General features: G+C 44.7%; 34 protein-coding genes. 1 reads left to right on the forward strand and 33 read right to left on the reverse strand.

The features are described 5' to 3' along the window. Positions 1–369: 369 nt before the first annotated feature. The 30 genes from rplQ to rpsJ form a co-directional block, all read right to left on the reverse strand. Positions 370–729, reverse strand: coding sequence for a 50S ribosomal protein L17 (gene rplQ, locus ACPW7N_RS20140; RefSeq protein WP_425653002.1), 360 nt, complete (start codon positions 727–729; stop codon positions 370–372). Positions 730–815: 86 nt separating this feature from the next. Then, on the reverse strand, positions 816–1,760 hold the full coding sequence (locus ACPW7N_RS20145; RefSeq protein ID WP_425653003.1) for a DNA-directed RNA polymerase subunit alpha: 945 nt from the start codon (positions 1,758–1,760) through the stop codon (positions 816–818). A 157-nt stretch (positions 1,761–1,917) separates the two neighbouring features. After that, positions 1,918–2,319: a 30S ribosomal protein S11 gene (rpsK, locus tag ACPW7N_RS20150; protein ID WP_425653004.1), complete on the reverse strand. Its 402-nt coding sequence runs from the start codon at positions 2,317–2,319 to the stop codon at positions 1,918–1,920. Between the two features lie 15 nt (positions 2,320–2,334). Next, the gene (rpsM, locus tag ACPW7N_RS20155) at positions 2,335–2,703 is read right to left on the reverse strand and encodes a 30S ribosomal protein S13 (RefSeq protein WP_425653005.1); all 369 of its coding nucleotides are present in this window, start codon (positions 2,701–2,703) and stop codon (positions 2,335–2,337) included. Positions 2,704–2,726: 23 nt separating this feature from the next. Further along, positions 2,727–2,840 (reverse strand): 50S ribosomal protein L36, encoded by a 114-nt coding sequence (gene rpmJ / locus ACPW7N_RS20160; protein WP_003333770.1) that lies wholly within the window; start codon positions 2,838–2,840, stop codon positions 2,727–2,729. A 33-nt stretch (positions 2,841–2,873) separates the two neighbouring features. Then, positions 2,874–3,092: a translation initiation factor IF-1 gene (gene infA, locus ACPW7N_RS20165; RefSeq protein ID WP_003333772.1), complete on the reverse strand. Its 219-nt coding sequence runs from the start codon at positions 3,090–3,092 to the stop codon at positions 2,874–2,876. Between the two features lie 73 nt (positions 3,093–3,165). Beyond that, positions 3,166–3,912, reverse strand: a complete 747-nt coding sequence (gene map / locus ACPW7N_RS20170; protein WP_425653006.1) for a type I methionyl aminopeptidase — start codon at positions 3,910–3,912, stop codon at positions 3,166–3,168. A gap of 6 nt (positions 3,913–3,918) precedes the next feature. Then, positions 3,919–4,563: an adenylate kinase gene (locus tag ACPW7N_RS20175; RefSeq protein ID WP_425653007.1), complete on the reverse strand. Its 645-nt coding sequence runs from the start codon at positions 4,561–4,563 to the stop codon at positions 3,919–3,921. A gap of 65 nt (positions 4,564–4,628) precedes the next feature. Next, the gene (gene secY / locus ACPW7N_RS20180; RefSeq protein WP_425653008.1) at positions 4,629–5,924 is read right to left on the reverse strand and encodes a preprotein translocase subunit SecY; all 1,296 of its coding nucleotides are present in this window, start codon (positions 5,922–5,924) and stop codon (positions 4,629–4,631) included. Continuing rightward, a complete protein-coding gene (gene rplO, locus ACPW7N_RS20185) occupies positions 5,924–6,364 on the reverse strand; it encodes a 50S ribosomal protein L15 (RefSeq protein ID WP_425653009.1) in 441 nt (146 codons plus the stop codon). The genes secY and rplO overlap by 1 nt, the downstream gene beginning before the upstream one ends. Positions 6,365–6,395: 31 nt before the next feature. After that, positions 6,396–6,584: a 50S ribosomal protein L30 gene (gene rpmD / locus ACPW7N_RS20190; protein ID WP_425653010.1), complete on the reverse strand. Its 189-nt coding sequence runs from the start codon at positions 6,582–6,584 to the stop codon at positions 6,396–6,398. A 16-nt stretch (positions 6,585–6,600) separates the two neighbouring features. Then, on the reverse strand, positions 6,601–7,098 hold the full coding sequence (gene rpsE / locus ACPW7N_RS20195) for a 30S ribosomal protein S5 (protein WP_425653011.1): 498 nt from the start codon (positions 7,096–7,098) through the stop codon (positions 6,601–6,603). A gap of 35 nt (positions 7,099–7,133) precedes the next feature. Continuing rightward, complete coding sequence (gene rplR / locus ACPW7N_RS20200; RefSeq protein ID WP_425653012.1) at positions 7,134–7,496, reverse strand: 50S ribosomal protein L18; 363 nt, start codon at positions 7,494–7,496, stop codon at positions 7,134–7,136. 33 nt (positions 7,497–7,529) lie between these two features. Then, on the reverse strand, positions 7,530–8,066 hold the full coding sequence (gene rplF / locus ACPW7N_RS20205; RefSeq protein WP_425653013.1) for a 50S ribosomal protein L6: 537 nt from the start codon (positions 8,064–8,066) through the stop codon (positions 7,530–7,532). Positions 8,067–8,094: 28 nt separating this feature from the next. After that, the gene (gene rpsH / locus ACPW7N_RS20210) at positions 8,095–8,493 is read right to left on the reverse strand and encodes a 30S ribosomal protein S8 (RefSeq protein ID WP_425653014.1); all 399 of its coding nucleotides are present in this window, start codon (positions 8,491–8,493) and stop codon (positions 8,095–8,097) included. Between the two features lie 27 nt (positions 8,494–8,520). Beyond that, entirely contained in the window at positions 8,521–8,706 is a 186-nt protein-coding gene (locus ACPW7N_RS20215) for a type Z 30S ribosomal protein S14 (RefSeq protein WP_425653015.1), read from the reverse strand. Between the two features lie 24 nt (positions 8,707–8,730). Continuing rightward, on the reverse strand, positions 8,731–9,273 hold the full coding sequence (gene rplE, locus ACPW7N_RS20220; protein ID WP_425653016.1) for a 50S ribosomal protein L5: 543 nt from the start codon (positions 9,271–9,273) through the stop codon (positions 8,731–8,733). 26 nt (positions 9,274–9,299) lie between these two features. Beyond that, positions 9,300–9,614, reverse strand: coding sequence for a 50S ribosomal protein L24 (rplX, locus tag ACPW7N_RS20225; protein WP_425653017.1), 315 nt, complete (start codon positions 9,612–9,614; stop codon positions 9,300–9,302). A gap of 49 nt (positions 9,615–9,663) precedes the next feature. Beyond that, positions 9,664–10,032 (reverse strand): 50S ribosomal protein L14, encoded by a 369-nt coding sequence (rplN, locus tag ACPW7N_RS20230; RefSeq protein ID WP_425653018.1) that lies wholly within the window; start codon positions 10,030–10,032, stop codon positions 9,664–9,666. Between the two features lie 41 nt (positions 10,033–10,073). Beyond that, positions 10,074–10,340 carry a 30S ribosomal protein S17 gene (gene rpsQ, locus ACPW7N_RS20235; RefSeq protein WP_425653019.1) on the reverse strand — a complete coding sequence of 89 codons (267 nt, stop codon included), beginning with the start codon at positions 10,338–10,340 and terminating at the stop codon, positions 10,074–10,076. Positions 10,341–10,361: 21 nt separating this feature from the next. Continuing rightward, positions 10,362–10,559 carry a 50S ribosomal protein L29 gene (gene rpmC / locus ACPW7N_RS20240; protein WP_425653020.1) on the reverse strand — a complete coding sequence of 66 codons (198 nt, stop codon included), beginning with the start codon at positions 10,557–10,559 and terminating at the stop codon, positions 10,362–10,364. Continuing rightward, the gene (rplP, locus tag ACPW7N_RS20245; protein WP_425653021.1) at positions 10,549–10,983 is read right to left on the reverse strand and encodes a 50S ribosomal protein L16; all 435 of its coding nucleotides are present in this window, start codon (positions 10,981–10,983) and stop codon (positions 10,549–10,551) included. The genes rpmC and rplP overlap by 11 nt, the downstream gene beginning before the upstream one ends. A 2-nt stretch (positions 10,984–10,985) precedes the next feature. Further along, positions 10,986–11,648, reverse strand: coding sequence for a 30S ribosomal protein S3 (rpsC, locus tag ACPW7N_RS20250; protein ID WP_425653022.1), 663 nt, complete (start codon positions 11,646–11,648; stop codon positions 10,986–10,988). Between the two features lie 13 nt (positions 11,649–11,661). After that, entirely contained in the window at positions 11,662–11,994 is a 333-nt protein-coding gene (rplV, locus tag ACPW7N_RS20255) for a 50S ribosomal protein L22 (protein ID WP_425653023.1), read from the reverse strand. A gap of 28 nt (positions 11,995–12,022) precedes the next feature. Next, complete coding sequence (rpsS, locus tag ACPW7N_RS20260; RefSeq protein WP_425653024.1) at positions 12,023–12,304, reverse strand: 30S ribosomal protein S19; 282 nt, start codon at positions 12,302–12,304, stop codon at positions 12,023–12,025. A 49-nt stretch (positions 12,305–12,353) separates the two neighbouring features. After that, on the reverse strand, positions 12,354–13,184 hold the full coding sequence (rplB, locus tag ACPW7N_RS20265; RefSeq protein WP_425653025.1) for a 50S ribosomal protein L2: 831 nt from the start codon (positions 13,182–13,184) through the stop codon (positions 12,354–12,356). A 33-nt stretch (positions 13,185–13,217) separates the two neighbouring features. After that, positions 13,218–13,508 (reverse strand): 50S ribosomal protein L23, encoded by a 291-nt coding sequence (rplW, locus tag ACPW7N_RS20270; protein ID WP_425653026.1) that lies wholly within the window; start codon positions 13,506–13,508, stop codon positions 13,218–13,220. Further along, positions 13,508–14,131 (reverse strand): 50S ribosomal protein L4, encoded by a 624-nt coding sequence (gene rplD, locus ACPW7N_RS20275; RefSeq protein ID WP_425653027.1) that lies wholly within the window; start codon positions 14,129–14,131, stop codon positions 13,508–13,510. Before rplD ends, rplW begins: the two co-directional genes overlap by 1 nt. 17 nt (positions 14,132–14,148) lie before the next feature. After that, on the reverse strand, positions 14,149–14,775 hold the full coding sequence (gene rplC, locus ACPW7N_RS20280) for a 50S ribosomal protein L3 (RefSeq protein ID WP_425653028.1): 627 nt from the start codon (positions 14,773–14,775) through the stop codon (positions 14,149–14,151). Positions 14,776–14,949: 174 nt separating this feature from the next. Next, positions 14,950–15,258, reverse strand: coding sequence for a 30S ribosomal protein S10 (rpsJ, locus tag ACPW7N_RS20285; protein ID WP_003333796.1), 309 nt, complete (start codon positions 15,256–15,258; stop codon positions 14,950–14,952). Positions 15,259–15,635: 377 nt separating this feature from the next. Here rpsJ and ACPW7N_RS20290 point away from each other — a divergent pair, with 377 nt between their 5' ends. After that, the gene (locus ACPW7N_RS20290; protein WP_425653029.1) at positions 15,636–16,043 is read left to right on the forward strand and encodes a globin domain-containing protein; all 408 of its coding nucleotides are present in this window, start codon (positions 15,636–15,638) and stop codon (positions 16,041–16,043) included. Positions 16,044–16,129: 86 nt separating this feature from the next. Here the strand turns inward: ACPW7N_RS20290 and ACPW7N_RS20295 are convergent, their stop codons facing one another. From ACPW7N_RS20295 to fusA, 3 genes are all read right to left on the reverse strand, one after another. Further along, entirely contained in the window at positions 16,130–17,050 is a 921-nt protein-coding gene (locus ACPW7N_RS20295) for a DMT family transporter (RefSeq protein WP_425653030.1), read from the reverse strand. 172 nt (positions 17,051–17,222) lie between these two features. Next, a complete protein-coding gene (gene tuf, locus ACPW7N_RS20300) occupies positions 17,223–18,413 on the reverse strand; it encodes an elongation factor Tu (RefSeq protein ID WP_425653032.1) in 1,191 nt (396 codons plus the stop codon). A 160-nt stretch (positions 18,414–18,573) separates the two neighbouring features. After that, positions 18,574–20,652, reverse strand: a complete 2,079-nt coding sequence (fusA, locus tag ACPW7N_RS20305; protein ID WP_425653033.1) for an elongation factor G — start codon at positions 20,650–20,652, stop codon at positions 18,574–18,576. Positions 20,653–20,668: the final 16 nt, after the last annotated feature.

Below are 20,668 nucleotides of genomic sequence, written 5' to 3' on the forward strand. Positions count from 1 at the left end.
TAGAAAAACGTTGTCCTTTCTCCCCTCTCATCGGGGGACTGAAACGCAGGTCTCCCTGACAGCTTGCAAAGGAGTTAAACTGTCCGACTTTCCTCATCGACAGGAAGTGGCCAAACATGTAGTAGCCTACTATAGTTTCGCTGGTTGGCCACTTTTTCACCTTCCGATTTTAAAAAGTCTAGGCGGCGCAGTCAAAGTCGCTTTGTAAAGGACAAGCATTTTTCTAGGTTCACCAATGGAAAAAGTTTAATTTCTTTATCCCGATAAAGTAATTAAACTTAATACTGCTATAAAAAAGAAAAAAGGGTATGAATCAGAATCTGCACATACAGACTCTGCCCTCACCCTTTTCCAGCTAACAACGCACTATTAAACTAATTCCAAATACGCCATTGGTGCAGCGTCGCCACGGCGAGGACCAAGTTTGAGGATACGAGTGTATCCACCATTGCGTTCAGCAAAACGTGGTGCGATATCATCGAACAACTTTTGAACAGCATCTTTGCCTTCAGCAGTTGCAACTTCTTTACGCACAAAAGCAGCTACCTGACGACGAGCGTGCAAATCGCCGCGTTTCGCTAGCGTAATCATCTTTTCAGCAATGGAACGCAATTCTTTTGCTTTCATCTCAGTTGTTTCGATACGTTCGTTGATGATAAGATCCGTTACCAAGTCGCGGAAAAGCGCCTTACGAGCCGAACTTCTACGACCCAATTTACGGTATGCCATTGTTTTACCTCCTTCTTACTACTCAATCTGCATCACACAATATGTGCAAGAAAGAATTGTGTATGATGATTGTGAGAAAAGATGGACTAGTCTTCTTGACGTAAGCCAAGGCCTAATTCAGCAAGTTTCTCTTGAACCTCTTCTAACGATTTGCGTCCGAGGTTACGAACTTTCATCATATCCTCTTCGGATTTTTGTGTTAACTCTTGAACCGTGTTGATACCAGCACGTTTCAAACAGTTGTAAGAACGAACAGAAAGATCAAGCTCCTCGATAGTCATCTCCAGAACTTTTTCTTTCTTGTCTTCTTCTTTCTCTACCATGATTTCCGCATCTTTCGCTTCATCGGTCAAGCCTACGAAGAGATTGAGATGTTCAGTCATGATTTTTGCTCCGAGGCTAACGGCCTCTTCCGGACGAATGCTACCATTTGTCCAAACCTCAAGAGTCAACTTATCATAGTTAGTCATTTGACCAACACGAGTATTTTCTACTTGATAGTTAACACGTTTGATTGGCGTATAAATAGAATCGATCGGAATCACACCGATTGGTTGGTCTTCTGATTTATTTCCATCCGCTTGAACATATCCACGTCCACGTCCAGCTGTCATACGAATGTGCAGACGACCGCCTTCTGATAATGTTGCAATGTGTAGATCAGGGTTTAAGATCTCAACATCGCTATCAGCACGAATGTCTCCTGCTCTCACTACGCCTTCGCCTTCCGCGTCGATCTCGAGAATCTTCTCTTCATCGGAATGGATTTTCAGAGCCAAGCCTTTGATGTTGAGGATGATTTCCGTTACGTCTTCGACAACGCCAGGAACAGTTGAGAATTCGTGCAGAACACCATCAATTTGAACAGAGGTGACGGCAGCACCTGGCAAAGAAGACAGGAGTATACGTCTGAGTGAATTGCCAAGGGTTGTACCGTATCCACGTTCAAGTGGTTCAACGACGAATTTTCCGTACAAGTTATCGTCGTTTACTTCCACAACCTCGATTCTTGGTTTTTCTATTTCTATCATTAAACAAACCCTCCTTCAAAACGTCGAAATTCAAGGGTGGGCTTATATAGCCCACTCAGGAATTTCCTTCGGCGGTTTACCGTGTGCGTGCATGTCAAGCCAAAAAAGCAGAATCTACCATTCTAGTATGGACATGTTCTGAACTTTATAAACCCGATTACACGCGGCGACGTTTTGGTGGACGGCAGCCGTTGTGCGGGATTGGTGTAACATCTTTGATCATGTTAACTTCCAAGCCAGCTGCTTGCAAAGAGCGGATTGCTGCTTCACGACCAGCACCTGGTCCTTTAACCATAACTTCAAGAGAACGCATTCCGTGTTCCATTGCAGTTTTTGCAGCAGTTTCAGCCGCCATTTGAGCAGCAAACGGTGTGCTCTTACGGGAGCCTTTGAAGCCGAGGGCACCTGCGCTGGACCAAGAGATTGCGTTACCATGTGGGTCAGTGATTGTAACGATGGTGTTGTTGAACGTAGAACGGATGTGTGCTACGCCGACTTCAACATTTTTACGGTCACGACGACGGGTACGTGTAGCAGTCGCTTGTTTTCTTTTAGCCATGTCAGTTTACCCCCCTTACTTCTTCTTGTTAGCCACTGTACGGCGTGGACCTTTGCGCGTACGAGCATTAGTTTTAGAACGTTGTCCACGAACTGGTAGACCACGACGATGACGGATTCCACGGAAACATCCGATCTCCATCAAACGTTTGATGTTCAGAGAAACTTCACGGCGAAGATCGCCTTCTACTTTAATGTTCTTGTCGATGAATTCACGAAGTTTGCTAACTTCGTCTTCAGTCAGATCGCGAACGCGAGTATCAGGGTTAATGCCGGTTTCAGCCAGAATACGTTGGGACGTGGGACGACCAATACCGAAGATATAGGTCAATGAGATCTCCACGCGTTTTTCGCGAGGCAAGTCAACGCCTGCAATACGTGCCATGCTGTAAAAGCACCTCCTTGGAATTACCCTTGTTTTTGCTTATGTTTTGGGTTTTCACAAATAACCATTACGTTCCCTTTGCGGCGAATGACTTTGCATTTTTCGCAAATTGGTTTAACCGACGGTCTCACTTTCATGGTTTCTTGCCTCCCTCTTTTAGGGGTTGATTACTATTTGTAGCGGTAGGTTATACGACCGCGTGTTAAATCATATGGTGATAATTCAACAGTTACTTTATCTCCCGGTAGGATACGGATAAAGTGCATGCGAATTTTGCCGGAAACATGTGCCAATACCTTGTGTCCATTTTCCAATTCTACACGAAACATTGCGTTCGGTAGGGGTTCAATTACTGTACCCTCAACTTCAATTACATCATCCTTGGCCATTCTCAATCTCCTTTCGTATCTTCTTCAGTCTGACCATGAGCTTAGGTATACTCCGGTAATCAGATTACCATCGTTAAGGCCTGGTCAAGATCTCAAATCCATCTTCCGTAATCGCGATGGTATGCTCATAATGAGTACAATTTTTGCCGTCTATGGTAACAACTGTCCAGTTGTCCTCCAGAGTCCGAACATATCGTTCCCCTGCATTCACCATCGGCTCAATTGCCAAAACCATTCCCGGTTTTAAGCGTGGGCCACGACCTGGTGGTCCATAATTAGGAATTTGCGGATCTTCATGCAAACCTCGCCCGATACCATGCCCCACATATTCACGAACAATAGTGAAGCCGGCTGCTTCAGCATGAATCTGAATCGCATGTGAAATATCAGAAAGACGTCCGCCAGGAATTGCTTTCTCTAATCCCTTGTACAATGACTCTTCCGTTACCTTCATCAAGCGTTGATCTTCTTCAGAAATCTTGCCGACCCCGTACGTCCAAGCGGAATCCCCATGGTACCCTTCAAACTGGGCACCGATGTCAATACTGATGATGTCGCCCTCTTGTAACGTACGCTTACCTGGAATCCCATGTACGAGTTCCTCGTTGACTGAAGCACAAATACTACCTGAGAAGCCACCATATCCTAAGAAGGAAGGTACTGCTCCCTTGCTACGAATAAAGGTTTCGGCCAATTCATCGAGTTGCTTTGTGGTAACACCTGGCTTAATTGCTTTCGCCAGTTCTTGATGAGTCAAAGCGACGATGCGCCCAGCTTCGCGCATGATATCAATTTCCGTTTTGGATTTTAAGATGATCATTCGCGCTTACCCTCGCAGTAAAGAGGCAATCTCAGTAAATACTACATCGATATCTTGCTCTCCGTTTACGTTGCGAAGCAGCCCCTGTGTCGAATAATAATCAATGAGTGGTTGGGATTGAGCAATGTTTACATCTAGGCGCTGTGCAACCACTTCAATCTTATCATCGTCTCGTTGGTAAAGCTTACCACCGTCTTTATCACAAATCCCTTCCACTTGTGGTGGGTTGAAGATTGTGTGATAGCTGGAACCGCAAGTTGGACAAATCCAACGACCAGTTAACCGTTCAATCAGTTTATCGCGATCAACAGCGATATTAATGACATAGTCGATTTTACGACCCATATCTTTTAATGTAGCTGTCAACGCTTCTGCTTGTGGCACTGTGCGTGGAAAACCATCTAGCAGAAATCCCGTTTCACAATCATCATTACTCAGGCGTTCACGAACGATACCGATCGTAACTTCATCTGGAACAAGGTTGCCTTTATCCATATAGGATTTTGCTTCTAGTCCAAGTGGAGTTTCATTTTTCACGGCAGCTCGGAACATATCGCCTGTTGAGATGTGTGGGATATTGAACTCTTTTACGATACGCTCAGCCTGTGTCCCTTTACCGGCACCAGGTAAGCCCATCAAAATAATATTCATAGTCTATCCCCCCGACCGATCTGAAGAAATTTGATATTTCTTCATTATATACAACGAACGTTACATTACTTAATGAACCCTTTGTAATGGCGCTTAATCAACTGACTTTCAATCTGCTTCATCGTATCCAGAGTAACCCCAATTACGATCAGTAAGGACGTACCGCCGATAAAGATCGACTGTGGCAATCCAGCAATGTAACTGAAGAAAAACGGAAGAATAGAGATAGCAGTCAGGAATATCGCACCTGCCAAAGTAAGGCGGTTCAATGTGCGTGTAATGTATACTTCGGTGTTTTTACCAGGTCGGATTCCAGGAATATACCCACCATTTTTTCTCATGTTCTCCGCCATTTGTACGGGATTAATCTGCACAAACGTGTAGAAGTATGTGAATCCGATAATCAGAATAGCATACAATGTCATGCCTAATGGTGAATTAATTTGGAAATGCTGATAAATCCAGTTTGCAATTCCTTCTCCTGATGGATCAGCCCAGAAACTTGCAATAGTTGCAGGGAAGATAACCAGGGAAACTGCAAAGATTACTGGAATAACCCCAGCAGAGTTAACTTTGAGCGGAATGTGAGTCGATTGTCCACCATACATCTTGCGGCCAACTACACGTTTCGCATACTGCACTGGAATTTTACGAAGTCCTTGGTGCATGTAAATGACACCAATGATAATCGCTACAATAACCAGTAAGATCATTAATGCCTTGACAATACTGAAGAAAATTTGATCAGTTGCATTCATGAAAAGGGTAGTTGCGATTGTTTGAACCCCTGTTGGAATTGCAGCGATAATCCCAGCCAAGATAATGATAGAAATACCATTACCAATTCCCTTTTCCGTAATTTGCTCACCCATCCACATCAAAAAGGCCGTTCCTGCAGTAAGGGTTAAAGCAATTAATGCATAGCTCATCGTTGATTCATCAGCAACCAATCCTGGATACATGCGGTTAAAGCCGACTGTCATCCCAACAGATTGGATCAAGCCAAGAATGATCGTCCCATACCGTGTAACTTGAGCAATTTTTCTTCGGCCTACTTCGCCTTCACGTGCCCACTGTGTGAACTTCGGCACAACCTCCATCGATAAAAGCTGCATGATAATCGATGCAGTAATGTACGGCATGATTCCCATTGCAAATAACGAGAAATTGGCTAACGCTCCACCTGAGAATGTGTTAAGGAAACCTAAGAAGTTGTTGGACCCAGCCTTCAACAGCTCAACGTTTATATTAGGAACTGGAACAAAGCTCCCAATTCGGAAGACGATAAGCATCGCAAGAGTGAATAGCACCTTCCGACGCAAATCGCTTATTTTAAAAATGTTAGAGAGGCTCGCTAACATTAGATCACCTCGGTAGTTCCACCGACTTGAGCAATCTTCTCAGCAGCCGCACCTGAGAACTTGTGAGCTTTAACAGTAAGCTTCACGTTCAATTCACCATTAGCCAATACTTTTACGCCATCACGAAGTGCGCTGATAACACCAGTTTCTTTCAAAAGCTCTGGAGTTACTACAGTGCCTTCTTCAAAACGATTCAAAGCATCTAGGCTAACAATCGCATACTCTTTACGAGTAATGTTCGTGAAACCGCGCTTAGGCAAACGACGGAACAACGGGTTTTGTCCACCCTCGAATCCAAGACGTACACCACCGCCAGAACGTGCGTTTTGACCTTTGTGACCCTTACCAGCTGTTTTACCAGTTCCGCTACCGATACCGCGACCGATGCGCTTGCGAGTGTGACGGGAACCTTCTGCCGGTTTCAGTTCATGCAATTTCATACGTTGCACCTCCTAACTAAAAAAATCGATCTTATGCTTCAACTTCAGCAACTTCTACGAGATGTTTTACTTTGAAAATCATCCCACGAATCGCTGGGTTATCTTGTTTTACTACAGATTGGTGAATTTTGCGAAGGCCGAGAGCTTTCACCGTAGCTTGCTGATCTTGAGTGCGACCGATCAGACTACGTTTAAGGGTAATTTGCAATTGCTTAGCCATGTCCCTATCTCTCCTCCTAACCTAATAAATCTTCAACAGATTTACCACGCAACTTAGCCACTTCTTCAGCGGTTTTCAGGCGACTAAGCCCTTCCAGAGTTGCGTTAACCATGTTGATTGGGTTGTTAGAACCCAAAGATTTACTCAATACATCGCCCACACCTGCAAGTTCAAGAACCGCACGAACTGGACCACCAGCGATAACTCCAGTACCTTCGGAAGCTGGTTTGATCAATACTTTACCAGAACCGAAATGGCAAAGTACTTGATGAGGAATAGTAGTACCTTTCAAAGGCACGCGGATTAAGTTTTTCTTCGCGTCTTCAATCGCTTTACGGATAGCGTCTGGCACTTCTTGGGCTTTACCCATACCTGAGCCTACGTGACCGTTTTTATCACCAACAACGACTAAAGCGCTGAAGCTGAAACGACGACCACCCTTAACCACTTTCGCAACGCGGTTAACAGCGACGACTTTTTCTTCTAGCTCTAATTTGCTAGGGTCGATACGCATTCCTTACCCTCCTTGTTAACACAAAATCTTGTTGATTAGAATTGCAGACCAGCTTCACGAGCTGCGTCAGCAAGTGCTTGGATACGTCCATGGTACAAGTAACCACCACGGTCAAAAACTACTTCAGTTGTACCTTTTTCTACGGCACGTTTTGCGATCAAAGATCCTACAGCAGCAGCTGCTTCGATATTTGATCCGTTTTTGAGTCCGAGTTCTTTATCTAATGAAGATGCAGATGCGATAGTTGCACCAGTTACATCATCAATCAATTGAGCATAGATATGCTTGGAAGAACGGAAAACGTTCAAGCGCGGACGAATAGCAGAACCGATCACGCGTTTGCGGATACGGAGTTGACGCTTTTTCCGAGCTTTGTTCTTATCGGCTTTGGTAAACATTACGCGGCCTCCCTTCTCATGGAACTATGAAGTTTATTTACCTTTTTTACCTTCTTTGCGGCGAACAACTTCATCGCTGTACTTAATACCTTTGCCTTTGTATGGCTCAGGCTTACGAATAGCGCGAATTTCAGCTGCAACTTGGCCTACACGCTCTTTATTGATACCTTTGATAATCAAAGTTGTTTGGTTAGGAACTTCGATTTCGATTCCCTCTTCAGGTGAAATTTCAACTGGATGAGAGAAACCGAGAGAAAGAGTTACACCGTTGCCAGCTTTGGCAGCACGGTACCCGACGCCCACCAGTTCCAACGTACGAGTGAAACCTGCAGACACACCAGTTACCATATTTGCAACTAATGCGCGAGTCGTACCGTGCAAGGAACGATGCAATTTGTTATCAGTTGGACGCTCAACAACAACTTCAGCATCGCTGATATTGATTTTGATGTCCGGGTGGAATTCTTTAACGAGTGTACCCTTAGGGCCCTTTACCGTCAGCTCACTACCGTTCAGAGTGAGGGTAACGCCTGCAGGAACCGCTATCGGTTTTTTACCGACACGTGACATGTCTTGCACCTCCTGTGTGAATCGTTAATTACCAAACGTATGCGAGAACTTCTCCGCCAACATGTGCTTGACGAGCTTGTTTGTCTGTCATAACACCTGCGGAAGTTGAAATGATTGCAATACCAAGTCCACCAAGAACACGTGGAACTTCATTTGTTTGTGCGTAAACGCGCAAACCAGGTTTACTGATGCGTTTCAGACCAGTGATTACACGTTCATTGTTCGCACCGTATTTCAAGAACAAGCGAATCATGCCTTGTTTGTTATCATCTACAAACTCAGCATCGCGAATGAAACCCTCTTCTTTAAGGATACGTGCTACTTCCTTTTTGAGGTTTGATGCAGGGATCTCCACTTTCTCGTGGCGAACCATATTCGCATTGCGGATACGAGTTAGCATATCTGCGATTGGATCAGTCATAACCATGAGAGTAAAACCTCCTTCCCGTCTATACTACCAGCTAGCCTTTTTCACGCCTGGAATTTGACCCTTGTAGGCTAATTCACGGAAGCAAATACGGCATAATTTGAATTTGCGTAATACGGAGTGGGGACGACCACAACGTTCGCAACGAGTGTAAGCGCGCACTTCGAATTTTGGTTTGCGCTGTTGCTTGATGACCATTGATTTTTTTGCCACGTTTTTCCCTCCTTACGATAGGGTTTATTTACGGAATGGCATGCCCATTTGTGTTAATAGCTCACGAGCTTCTTCATCCGTTTTAGCGGATGTTACAATTACGATGTCCATACCGCGAACTTTATCGATTTTGTCATACTCAACCTCAGGGAAGATGAGTTGTTCTTTCAAACCGAGGGTATAGTTTCCACGACCGTCAAAAGCCTTGGAAGAGATACCGCGGAAGTCACGTACACGTGGTAGAGATACGTTCATCAATTTGTCGAGGAAGTGGTACATACGCTCACCGCGTAGTGTCACTTTTGCACCGATTGGCATACCTTCACGCAATTTGAAACCTGCGATAGATTTCTTTGCACGAGTAACCACTGGTTTTTGACCAGCGATCAACTGCAAATCCTCAATAGCAGTATCGAGTGATTTCGCGTTAGCAACCGCTTCACCAACACCCATGTTGATGATGATTTTCTCAACTTTAGGAACTTGCATTACACTCGCATAGCTGAACTTTGTCATGAGTGCAGGCACGATTTCCGCTTGATATTTTTCTTTCAATCTTGTTGCCATCTAGGACATCCTCCTTTCAGACCTGACTACTTATCGATTACTTCGCCAGATTTTTTTGCAACACGTACTTTAGTACCGTTGTCTAATACTTTATATCCGATTCGAGTTGGTTTGCCGGACTTAGGATCAATTAAAGATACGTTAGAAACGTGGATTGGCGCTTCTTGTGTAACAATCCCGCCTTGTGGATTTGCTTGAGAAGGACGAGTGTGTTTTTTCATCAGGTTGATACCTTCAACCAAAACACGATCCTTCTTCGGATAAGCAGCCAACACGCGACCTTTTTTACCTTTATCCTTGCCCGTAATCACGATAACGGTATCGCCTTTTTTAACGTGCATCGCTTGGTGCACCTCCTATCGAACAAACTGCATATCTTGAACGTGTCGATTAGATAACCTCTGGAGCGAGGGAGATAATCTTCATAAATTCTTTGTCACGGAGTTCACGAGCAACCGGGCCAAAGATACGAGTACCACGAGGAGATTTATCTTCCTTGATGATTACAGCTGCGTTTTGATCAAAGCGGATATAAGAACCATCGTTACGGCGAACACCACGAACGGTACGCACTACAACAGCCTTTACCACTTGACCTTTCTTGACAACGCCACCGGGTGTAGCGGATTTAACGGAACATACGATGATATCACCGATGTTCGCAGTTTTACGACCGGAACCACCGAGAACCTTGATGCACATTAATTCTTTCGCACCGGAGTTGTCTGCAACAGCCAATCTGGTTTGTGTTTGGATCATTCAAAGTCCCTCCCTTCGGATTATTTCATCCGAAATCTTGCTTATACGATTACTGCCTCTTGGACGATCTTCACTAAGCGAAACTTCTTGTCTTTAGAAAGCGGACGAGTTTCCATGATCTCAACGATATCGCCTGTTTTAGCCGTGTTGTTCTCGTCATGCGCTTTAAATTTCTTAGAGTATTTCACGCGTTTACCGTACAAAGGATGTTTCTTATAGGTTTCAACTAGTACCACGATGGTTTTGTCCATCTTGTCAGACACAACTCGACCAGTCATGGTTCTACGCATATTGCGTTCTGCAGTCATCGTTCGAACCTCCTTCCTTTATTAGCCGATTCCTAATTCTCTCTGGCGTAGGATGGTTTTCGCACGTGCGATATCCTTACGAACTTGCTTAATACGAGAGGTGTTCTCCAGTTGACCAGTAGCCAATTGGAAACGGAGGTTAAACAATTCTTCCTTGAGAGAAGAAACGTTTTGTTCGATCTCAGCAGTGGTCAAATTGAGGTATTCATTAGCCTTCATGTGCGTCACCACCCACTTCTTCGCGCTTAACAAACTTACATTTGATTGGAAGTTTGTGCATAGCAAGGCGCATTGCTTCACGCGCTACTTCTTCAGACACGCCAGCAAGTTCAAACATGATCTTGCCTGGTTTTACTACTGCAACCCATTTCTCAGGAGAACCTTTACCGGAACCCATGCGGACTTCCAACGGTTTTTGAGTGATTGGTTTGTCAGGGAAAATTTTAATCCATACTTTACCGCCACGGCGGATGTAACGAGTCATCGCAATACGTGCTGCTTCGATTTGACGGTTCGTGATCCAAGATGGCTCGAGAGCTTGCAAACCGTATTCACCGAACGCGATGGTGGTACCACCTTTAGCGTTACCCGCCATCTTACCACGGTGTTGTTTGCGGTGTTTTACGCGTTTTGGCGTCAACATGTTTACTTGCCTCCTTCCTCAACGGCTACGTTCTTTCTTGTAGGAAGAACTTCACCACGGTAGATCCACACTTTTACACCGATACGGCCATAAGTAGTGTGTGCTTCTGCTGTTCCGTAATCGATATCCGCACGAAGTGTGTGAAGAGGTACTGTACCTTCGCTGTAACCTTCAGAACGAGCGATATCCGCTCCACCAAGACGGCCACTTACGAGAGTTTTGATACCTTTCGCACCAGAGCGCATAGAACGAGTGATCGTTTGTTTTTGCGCACGACGGAAAGAAATACGGTTTTCTAATTGACGAGCAATATTTTCTGCTACAAGTGTAGCATCAAGGTCAGGTTTTTTAACCTCATTGATGTTGATGTGAACGCGTTTGCCGGACATTTCGCTCAAAGTTTTGCGAAGTACTTCTACTTCAGCTCCACCTTTACCGATAACCATACCAGGCTTAGCCGTGTGAATAGTTACGTTTACGCGATTAGCCGCACGTTCGATTTCGATCGTAGAAACAGCCGCGTCTTTGAGACGGCCTTTAACATACTTGCGGATGCGAAGGTCTTCATGCAAAAGACTAGCGAAATCCTTGTCAGCGTACCACTTGGATTCCCAGTCACGAATAACACCAATTCGAAGACCAACCGGGCTTACCTTTTGACCCACACGTAATCCCTCCTTATTTCTCGTTTAGTACTACTGTAATATGACTAGTACGTTTATGGATACGGCTTGCACGACCCATTGCGCGCGGACGGAAGCGTTTCAAGGTTGGACCTTGGTCTACGAAGATTTTACCAACAACAAGTGTGTTGATATCCATTTCGTAGTTGTGTTCCGCATTAGCGATAGCCGATTTCAGAAGTTTTTCAACAACAGGAGAAGCTGCTTTCGGCGTGTGTTTCAAGATCGCCAATGCTTCACCTACTTGCTTACCTCGGATCAAGTCAACCACAAGGCGAACTTTACGAGAAGCAATACGAATATTGCGAGCAACTGCTTTGGATTCCATTTTTGTACCTCCTCTCTAGAAGAGAAAATTAGCGCTTCTTGGATTTTTTGTCGTTGTCGACATGACCCTTGAAGGTACGAGTTGGCGCGAACTCACCTAGTTTGTGACCGACCATGTCTTCTGTTACGTAAACTGGTACGTGTTTGCGGCCATCGTATACTGCAAAAGTGTGACCAACAAAATCAGGGAAAATTGTAGAACGACGAGACCAGGTTTTAACTACGCGTTTTTCACCTTTATCGTTCAGTTCAACAACTTTCTTCATCAAATGGTCATCAATGAAAGGGCCTTTTTTCAAGCTGCGTCCCATATGTGAACCTCCCTTCGCCAAAGGCGTTCGGTTATTGTTTCATCCTGCCTTATTTTTTGCGGCGGCGGATGATATATTGATCGGACTTGTTTTTCTTTTTGCGAGTTTTGAGACCAAGTGCAGGTTTACCCCAAGGAGTAACAGGTGCTTTACGTCCGATAGGAGCGCGGCCTTCACCACCACCGTGTGGGTGATCATTCGGGTTCATTACGCTACCACGTACAGTTGGGCGAACGCCTAACCAGCGGGAACGACCTGCTTTACCGATGTTGATCAACTCGTGGTCGAGGTTACCTACTTGACCGATTGTCGCACGGCATTCTTTGTGGAAACGACGGATCTCACCAGAACCCAAACGTACGATTACGAAATCGCCGTCACGGCCGAGGAGTTGCGCTTCAGCACCAGCTGCACGAACCAATTGTCCACCTTTACCAGGTTTCAATTCGATGTTGTGGATGGTAGTACCTACTGGGATGTTCTCAAGTGGAAGTGCGTTACCAGTTTTGATGTCAGCATCTGCACCAGAAACGATTTGATCTCCTACTTTAAGTCCCAAAGGAGCTAAGATGTAACGCTTTTCACCATCAGCATAGTTGATCAATGCGATGTTAGCGGAACGGTTTGGATCGTACTCGATTGTTGCAACGCGACCTACGATACCATCTTTGTCACGCTTGAAGTCGATAATGCGGTATTTGCGTTTGTGACCGCCACCTTGATGACGAACGGTGATTTTACCTTGGTTGTTACGACCTGCTTTTTTGCTAAGAGGTGCTAACAGAGATTTCTCCGGAGTGGAGGTTGTGATCTCTTCAAAGGTAGAAACCGTCATTTGGCGACGACCAGGAGAAGTCGGTTTAAACTTTTTGATACCCATTTACATTTCCCTCCTTGTCGAAAGTCGTCGGTATTACACGCCTTCGTAGAATTCGAGATCTTTGCTGTCAGCAGTCAATTTAATGATTGCTTTCTTCCACTCGGATGTGTAACCTGCGTATTTACCGTAGCGTTTTGGTTTAGCAGCTACACGGATTGTGTTAACAGCTTCTACTTTTACGCCGAATACTTTTTCGATCGCTTGCTTGATTTCGGTTTTGTTAGCTTTAAGAGGTACTTCGAAAACGTACTTCTTGTCAGCCATCATATCGGTAGTGCGCTCAGTAATGATAGGGCGCTTGATAATATCAAAATGGCTCTTCATTATGCGAGCACCTCCTCTACCTTCGCAACCGCATCTTTCGTTACGATTACTTTATCATGAGCTACTAAATCAAGAACGTTGATACCTGCTGCATCAACAAATTTTGCTCCTGGAATGTTACGGGAAGAAAGGGCTACGTTTTGGTCGAACTCGGAAGTTACGATCAACACTTTGCGATCGACTTTCAAGCTGCTCAACACGCTTGTCATTTCTTTCGTTTTTGGAGCAGACAAGTTCAATGCGTCAAGTACGAGCAACTCGTTGTTTTGCACTTTAGTAGAAAGCGCAGATTTAAGAGCTAAGCGACGAACTTTACGATTCAACTTGTAACCGTATTTGCGAGGTGTTGGTCCGAATACAACGCCCCCACCCTTCCATTGTGGTGAACGGATGGATCCTTGACGTGCACGACCAGTACCTTTTTGACGCCATGGTTTGCGTCCACCGCCGCGTACTTCAGAGCGGTTTTTCACATCATGAGTTCCTTGGCGTTGGGAAGCTTGCTGCATTACGATTGCATCGTACAATACCGCGCTGTTTGGCTCGATTCCGAAAACGCTATCTGCCAACTCAACTTCGCCAACTTGTGCGCCTGTTTGGTTATATAAAGCAACTTTTGGCATGTCTGTTCCTCCTTTCCTTACTTCTTGACAGCCGTACGAACGACCACATAGCTGTTTTTCGGTCCAGGTACAGAGCCTTTTACGAGAATCAAGTTGCGCTCAGCGTCAATCTTGACTACTTCGAGGTTTTGGATAGTAATGTTGTCTCCACCCATTTGACCTGGCAATGTTTGGCCTTTGAATACACGGTTAGCTGCGATAGAACCCATAGAACCTGGTCCACGATGATAGCGGGAACCGTGAGCCATTGGTCCGCGAGAATGGTTATGGCGTTTGATAGCACCTTGGAAACCTTTTCCTTTGGAGATACCAGCTACGTCAACAACTTCTCCTGCAGCAAACAAATCAGCTTTGATTTCTTGACCAACCTCATAACTCGCGAGGTCAATCCCTTTAATTTCACGAACGAAGCGCTTAGGTGTCGTGCTAGCCTTGGAAGCAATTCCTTTTTCAGGCTTGTTAGCACGGTTGTCCTTTTTGGTATCGAAACCGATTTGGATCGCCTCGTATCCGTCGTTCTCAACATCTTTCTTTTGAAGAACTACGCAAGGGCCAGCTTCGATAACTGTTACAGCAATCGCTGTTCCATTTGGACCGAACACTTGGGTCATACCCAATTTCTTCCCTAAGATTCCTTTGGTCATTTGTGCCACCTCCTGTACCTTACTTTTCATTCAAATAACTTAATGACCATTTGTTGTATCAGGTCCCCACTGATGTGCAGGGGCGCGTTTAAGGGTTACCCTTCAGAAGTGCTGCTTTTCTATGCTACACGCCACTTGTCAAGACAACGTCGACGTGTGTATCATATTTTCGACTTAGAGTTTGATCTCGATATCCACACCAGATGGAAGATCCAAACGCATGAGTGCATCAACCGTTTGTGGTGTTGGATTCAAGATGTCGATTAGACGTTTGTGTGTACGCATCTCAAATTGCTCACGAGAATCTTTGTACTTATGAACCGCACGCAGAATCGTGTACACTGCTTTCTCAGTAGGAAGCGGGATCGGTCCAGATACATTAGCTCCGGAACGTTTCGCTGTTTCTACGATTTTCTCAGCGGATTGATCGAGGATTTTATGATCATACGCCTTCAAACGGATACGAATCTTTTGTTTTGCCATTGTAGTCCCTCCTTTTTCGCCCATTTATATAACGGACATTTCTCCGTGGAAATATCCTGCACCCCGGCCATGGCAAAGGGTCCGGGTGTGTCAGCAACCTCCCACATCATCGCAAGTCCATGACCAACATTCACTATTGTACTAAAAATGAATAGGCGATGCAAGGACTTTTTCCTTCATCGTCACATTTTTTTCGCACTTGTGTTTTGTTGATTAAAAAGATAGTCTTTCATAAACTCACTTGAACAATAATACTGATTTTGTTCTATAAATGCAAGCGGCAGTAACTGGTACATTGGACTTTCGTCTATGTTTGTGGTACACATGAGATATTGGCCCACTTTTTATTAAAATTCAGGGATAAGGAGACAGTTAAAATGGTTGATCAAACGCCTTATGATGCAATCGGCGGTGAAGCAACGATCCGTAAACTGGTTGCAAATTTTTACCCTCGTGTCGCTAAAGACCCGTTGTTAAGTCCTATCTTCCCTCCCGACCTTGCATTGACTGAGCAAAAGCAATTTATGTTTCTGACCCAATTTCTCGGTGGCGAAACACTATACTCCAATCAGTACGGACATCCAATGATGAAAGCCAGACATAACCCTTTTCAGGTTACACCAAAACGTGCAGAACGTTGGTTAAAGCTGATGCGTGCGTCAATGGATGAAATCGGATTGGAGGGTGTTGCACGGGATTACCTGTGGGAGCGATTGACGCAGGTGGCGGAACATATGATTAATTCTGAGGATGACGAGACTACGAATCATCTGGCCACATTATAATCGGTATTCCCTCTATTCCAACAATACCTTCTATATAATAGAAGAAAGCGTAGATCTCAGCTCTACGCTTTTTTATTCTTCTTAATTTAACCTGATTTGGATAGTTGGGCAGGAATTTGCAAAGTCGCTTGTTTTTGCGTACCCAAGTATACTCCACTAATGATCATCATTAGGGCAAGCAAATGATAGAGATGCAGCTGTTCTCCCAATAGTACTGCAGCAAATAAAAGACTGGCCAATGGCATTCCATTCAAAAAGATTGCTGTTCTCCCCGCACCGAGTTGCCTGATTCCATAATTCCACCCCAGCGTCCCTATTGCACTAGAAAAGATAGCAGACGTTGCGATTACTCCCCATGTAAAAGGTCTGGTATCAATTTGCGTAAATACCTCAGTAGGATAAACAATCAACGCTGTAATCCACAAGATTACCGATGCGATTGCATGTGAGTAGGCTGTCACCGCAAGTACCGGAACTCCTCTACCAGTCGCTCTTCTAATTAATATTCCCCCTGCTACATACATCAACATGGAGACGAAAACAATAAGATCGCCCCACCCTGTAAAAGAGATACCCTGGCTATTGGAAGATACAACGAGCAATACTCCACCGAAACCCAAGGCAATTCCTAGTGACTTGCGCCTGGTTAACTTTTCTCCAAGAAGCGGTATCGCCACTACTGCTGTTGCTAGAGGGTTCAAGCCTAATATAAGTGAAGCTGTCCCTGCGGTTGTCTGTTGAATACCCCAAGCAAGCAAAATTTGATGCAAAGTGATTGAGGTTATTCCCACTGCGCCAATGTACAACCAGTCTTTTCGATTAAGATCAGGTTTTTCTGTTTTCCAAAATACAATCGGGAGTAATGCTATGGCTGCTACACTCATCCGTATTGCAGCGATGAGCACCGGTGGAAAAAAGGCCAAGTATTTGACCATGACCACATTCAAACCCCATACAGCAATAACCCCACACAATATCACATATACAATCCGATCTTTATTCTCCACAAAGAGTGGTCATCTCCTCTACCTTGCGCTTTTGTTTTTCGTATTGTATCACAGAATCAAATAATTTCATTATTGAATCTTTTGATAATTGTAATGGAAAAATACGATGGACTGGGGAAATAAAAAAACCTGCTAGCACGAATGCCAACAGGTTTCTTATAGTAATCAGAAATTACTCAACGATAGTAGCAACTACGCCAGCGCCTACAGTACGGCCACCTTCGCGGATCGCGAAGCGAGTACCTTGTTCCATTGCAACTGGAGCGATAAGTTCAACAGTGAACTCAGTGTTATCGCCAGGCATAACCATCTCAACGCCTTCTGGCAATTGGATGATACCTGTTACGTCAGTTGTACGGAAGTAGAATTGTGGACGGTAGTTAGCGAAGAATGGAGTGTGACGTCCACCCTCTTCTTTAGAAAGAACGTAAACTTCTGCTTTGAACTTAGTGTAAGGCTTAACGGAACCTGGTTTAGCCAAACATTGTCCACGCTCGATGTCTTTACGCTCAACACCACGAAGAAGAGCACCGATGTTGTCACCAGCTTGAGCAGAATCCAAAAGCTTACGGAACATCTCAACACCAGTTACAGTAGTTGTACGAGTTTCTTCAGCAAGACCAATGATCTCAACTTGGTCACCAACTTTTACTACACCGCGCTCTACGCGACCAGTAGCAACTGTACCACGACCAGTGATTGTGAATACGTCCTCAACTGGCATCAAGAAAGGTTTGTCAGTTGCGCGCTCAGGAGTTGGGATGTAGCTGTCAACAGCGTCCATCAATTCTTTGATTTTAGCTGCCCAGTCACCAGTTGGGTTATCAAGAGCTTCTTTAGCAGAACCTTTGATTACTGGAGTGTCATCGCCTGGGAATTCGTATTGGGAAAGAAGGTCACGAATTTCCATTTCAACGAGTTCCAACAACTCTTCATCGTCAACCATGTCGCATTTGTTCATGAATACTACGATGTAAGGTACACCTACTTGTTTAGAAAGAAGGATGTGCTCACGAGTTTGTGGCATAGGACCATCAGCAGCAGATACTACGAGGATCGCGCCGTCCATTTGAGCAGCACCAGTGATCATGTTTTTAACGTAGTCAGCGTGACCAGGGCAGTCAACGTGAGCATAGTGACGGTTGTCAGTTTCATACTCAACGTGTGCAGTGTTGATTGTGATACCACGCTCGCGCTCTTCTGGAGCAGCGTCAATGCTACCATAATCCATAGCTTGAGCTTTACCAGATTGAGCCAATACAGTTGTGATAGCAGCAGTTAAAGTTGTTTTACCATGGTCAACGTGACCGATAGTACCAATGTTAACGTGTGGTTTATTACGTTCGAACTTAGCTTTTGCCATGAGAATTTAATCCTCCTTAAAAATTAGAAATTCTAGTTTTAAAGAAAGGTTTACCATATGTAACTTGGTTGTCCAAACAATATTGTAAACCTTTCTTTGCTTAAGATAAAGAGTAGAAGTTTGTCGTCAGCAAGTTTTTTTGCCGACATGAAGAAATCAATTAGCTGCCTTTAGACTTCTTAATGATCTCTTCAGAGATGAACTTCGGTACTTCTTCGTAGTGGTCAAGATGCATGGAGTATTGGCCACGACCTTGTGTACGGGAACGAAGAACTGTGGAATAACCGAACATCTCGGAAAGTGGAACCATGGAACGGATTACTTGTGCGTTTGCACGAGCGTCCATACCTTCGATACGTCCACGACGGGAGTTCAAGTCACCCATTACGTCACCCATGTACTCATCTGGTACAGTAACTTCTACTTTCATGATTGGCTCAAGAAGTACTGCTCCACATTTCTTCGCAGCTTCTTTCAATGCCAAGGAACCAGCTACTTTAAACGCCATCTCGGAGGAGTCTACATCATGGTAGCTACCGTCAACGAGAACAGCTTTGATATCAACCAATGGGAAGCCTGCGAGTACACCATTTTTCATGGATTCTTCGATACCAGCTTGAACAGCAGGTACGTATTCACGAGGTACTACCCCACCAACGATTTTGTTTTCGAATTCAAAGCCTTTACCAGCTTCAAGTGGAGAGAATTCAACCCAAACGTGACCGAATTGACCGCGACCACCGGATTGGCGAACGAATTTACCCTCAACTTTAGCATGCGTACGGAAAGTTTCGCGGTAAGCAACCTGAGGTGCACCTACGTTTGCTTCCACTTTGAATTCACGTTTCATACGGTCAACGATGATCTCCAAGTGAAGCTCACCCATACCGGAGATGATCGTTTGACCAGTTTCTTCATCAGTATGCGTACGGAACGTTGGATCTTCTTCAGCCAATTTAGAAAGGGCAATACCCATTTTATCTTGGTCTGCTTTGGATTTAGGTTCAATCGCAACGTGAATAACTGGTTCTGGGAATGTCATGGACTCCAGGATAACTGGAGATTTTTCATCGCAAAGTGTATCCCCTGTTGTTGTATCTTTCAGACCAACACCAGCTGCGATGTCGCCAGAGTATACAATCTCGATCTCTTGACGGTGGTTAGCGTGCATTTGGAGAATACGTCCAATGCGCTCACGTTTGCCTTTTGTAGAGTTGTATACATAAGATCCAGAGCTGAGTGTACCAGAGTACACACGGAAGAATGTCAACTTACCAACGTAAGGGTCAGTCATGATCTTGAATGCAAGAGCAGAGAACGGACCATTGTCATCGGATTCACGAGTAACTTCTTCTTCAGTATCTGGAAGAGTACCTTTGATTGCAGGGATATCAATCGGAGCTGGCAAGTAATCAATTACTGCATCCAGCATCGGTTGAACACCTTTGTTTTTATAAGAAGAGCCACAAAGAACAGGAGTGATGCTTACTTCAATAGTACCTTTGCGAAGGCCGCGTTTGATTTCATCAAGCGTCAACTCTTCACCCTCGAGGTACTTGTTCATCAATTCCTCATCTTGTTCTGCTGCTGCTTCAACAAGTGCAAGATGAAGTTCTTCACACTTATCTTTCAAGTCAGCAGGGATATCTGTAGCTTCAGAAGTTTTTCCAAGGTCGTCAGTATAGATGATCGCTTTCATTTCAACGAGGTCAACCATACCCAAGAACTTGTCTTCTGCGCCGATTGGATATTGGATAGCTACTGGACGTGCACCAAGACGTGTACGGATTTGCTCCAAAGTCATGTCGAAGTTAGCACCGAGGATATCCATTTTATTGATGTAGCAGATACGAGGAACGCCATAACGGTCAGCTTGACGCCAAACTGTTTCCGTTTGTGGTTCTACGCCACCCTTTGCATCAAATACAGTTACCGCTCCATCAAGTACACGAAGGGAACGTTCAACTTCTACTGTGAAGTCTACGTGCCCTGGAGTGTCGATAATGTTGATACGGTGACCGTCCCATTGAGCGGTTGTAGCAGCGGAAGTAATCGTGATACCGCGCTCTTGCTCTTGTTCCATCCAGTCCATGGTAGCTGCACCTTCGTGCACCTCACCAATTTTGTGAACGCGACCAGTATAGAAAAGAATACGCTCAGTAGTTGTCGTTTTACCAGCATCGATGTGTGCCATGATACCGATATTACGAGTATTCGCTAGTGAGAACTCGCGAGCCATTTAGGAATGCTCCTTC

It is taken from the genome of Brevibacillus nigriterrae (assembly GCF_049846925.1).
GTDB lineage: Bacteria > Bacillota > Bacilli > Brevibacillales > Brevibacillaceae > Brevibacillus_H.

Coding starts and splice junctions, on each gene's coding strand:
- rpmC (WP_425653020.1), bottom strand. CDS start 10,559: ATGAAGGCTAATGAATACCTCAATTTGACCACTGCTGAGATCGAACAA.
- rplN (WP_425653018.1), bottom strand. CDS start 10,032: ATGATCCAAACACAAACCAGATTGGCTGTTGCAGACAACTCCGGTGCG.
- rpsS (WP_425653024.1), bottom strand. CDS start 12,304: ATGGGACGCAGCTTGAAAAAAGGCCCTTTCATTGATGACCATTTGATG.
- rplF (WP_425653013.1), bottom strand. CDS start 8,066: ATGTCACGTGTCGGTAAAAAACCGATAGCGGTTCCTGCAGGCGTTACC.
- secY (WP_425653008.1), bottom strand. CDS start 5,924: ATGTTAGCGAGCCTCTCTAACATTTTTAAAATAAGCGATTTGCGTCGG.
- rplP (WP_425653021.1), bottom strand. CDS start 10,983: ATGTTGACGCCAAAACGCGTAAAACACCGCAAACAACACCGTGGTAAG.
- ACPW7N_RS20145 (WP_425653003.1), bottom strand. CDS start 1,760: ATGATAGAAATAGAAAAACCAAGAATCGAGGTTGTGGAAGTAAACGAC.
- rplE (WP_425653016.1), bottom strand. CDS start 9,273: ATGGCAACAAGATTGAAAGAAAAATATCAAGCGGAAATCGTGCCTGCA.
- rplR (WP_425653012.1), bottom strand. CDS start 7,496: ATGTTTACCAAAGCCGATAAGAACAAAGCTCGGAAAAAGCGTCAACTC.
- rplQ (WP_425653002.1), bottom strand. CDS start 729: ATGGCATACCGTAAATTGGGTCGTAGAAGTTCGGCTCGTAAGGCGCTT.
- ACPW7N_RS20175 (WP_425653007.1), bottom strand. CDS start 4,563: ATGAATATTATTTTGATGGGCTTACCTGGTGCCGGTAAAGGGACACAG.
- rpsH (WP_425653014.1), bottom strand. CDS start 8,493: ATGGTTATGACTGATCCAATCGCAGATATGCTAACTCGTATCCGCAAT.
- rplD (WP_425653027.1), bottom strand. CDS start 14,131: ATGCCAAAAGTTGCTTTATATAACCAAACAGGCGCACAAGTTGGCGAA.
- ACPW7N_RS20290 (WP_425653029.1), top strand. CDS start 15,636: ATGGTTGATCAAACGCCTTATGATGCAATCGGCGGTGAAGCAACGATC.
- rpsE (WP_425653011.1), bottom strand. CDS start 7,098: ATGCGTATCGACCCTAGCAAATTAGAGCTAGAAGAAAAAGTCGTCGCT.
- rplC (WP_425653028.1), bottom strand. CDS start 14,775: ATGACCAAAGGAATCTTAGGGAAGAAATTGGGTATGACCCAAGTGTTC.
- tuf (WP_425653032.1), bottom strand. CDS start 18,413: ATGGCAAAAGCTAAGTTCGAACGTAATAAACCACACGTTAACATTGGT.
- fusA (WP_425653033.1), bottom strand. CDS start 20,652: ATGGCTCGCGAGTTCTCACTAGCGAATACTCGTAATATCGGTATCATG.
- rplV (WP_425653023.1), bottom strand. CDS start 11,994: ATGGAATCCAAAGCAGTTGCTCGCAATATTCGTATTGCTTCTCGTAAA.
- rpsJ (WP_003333796.1), bottom strand. CDS start 15,258: ATGGCAAAACAAAAGATTCGTATCCGTTTGAAGGCGTATGATCATAAA.
- rpsM (WP_425653005.1), bottom strand. CDS start 2,703: ATGGCACGTATTGCAGGCGTTGACTTGCCTCGCGAAAAACGCGTGGAG.
- rplB (WP_425653025.1), bottom strand. CDS start 13,184: ATGGGTATCAAAAAGTTTAAACCGACTTCTCCTGGTCGTCGCCAAATG.
- map (WP_425653006.1), bottom strand. CDS start 3,912: ATGATCATCTTAAAATCCAAAACGGAAATTGATATCATGCGCGAAGCT.
- rplW (WP_425653026.1), bottom strand. CDS start 13,508: ATGAAGAGCCATTTTGATATTATCAAGCGCCCTATCATTACTGAGCGC.
- infA (WP_003333772.1), bottom strand. CDS start 3,092: ATGGCCAAGGATGATGTAATTGAAGTTGAGGGTACAGTAATTGAACCC.
- rpsQ (WP_425653019.1), bottom strand. CDS start 10,340: ATGACTGCAGAACGCAATATGCGTAGAACCATGACTGGTCGAGTTGTG.
- rpmD (WP_425653010.1), bottom strand. CDS start 6,584: ATGGCTAAGCAATTGCAAATTACCCTTAAACGTAGTCTGATCGGTCGC.
- rpmJ (WP_003333770.1), bottom strand. CDS start 2,840: ATGAAAGTGAGACCGTCGGTTAAACCAATTTGCGAAAAATGCAAAGTC.
- rplX (WP_425653017.1), bottom strand. CDS start 9,614: ATGCACGTTAAAAAAGGCGATACCGTTATCGTGATTACGGGCAAGGAT.
- rpsK (WP_425653004.1), bottom strand. CDS start 2,319: ATGGCTAAAAGAAAACAAGCGACTGCTACACGTACCCGTCGTCGTGAC.
- rplO (WP_425653009.1), bottom strand. CDS start 6,364: ATGAAATTGCATGAACTGAAACCGGCAGAAGGTTCCCGTCACACTCGC.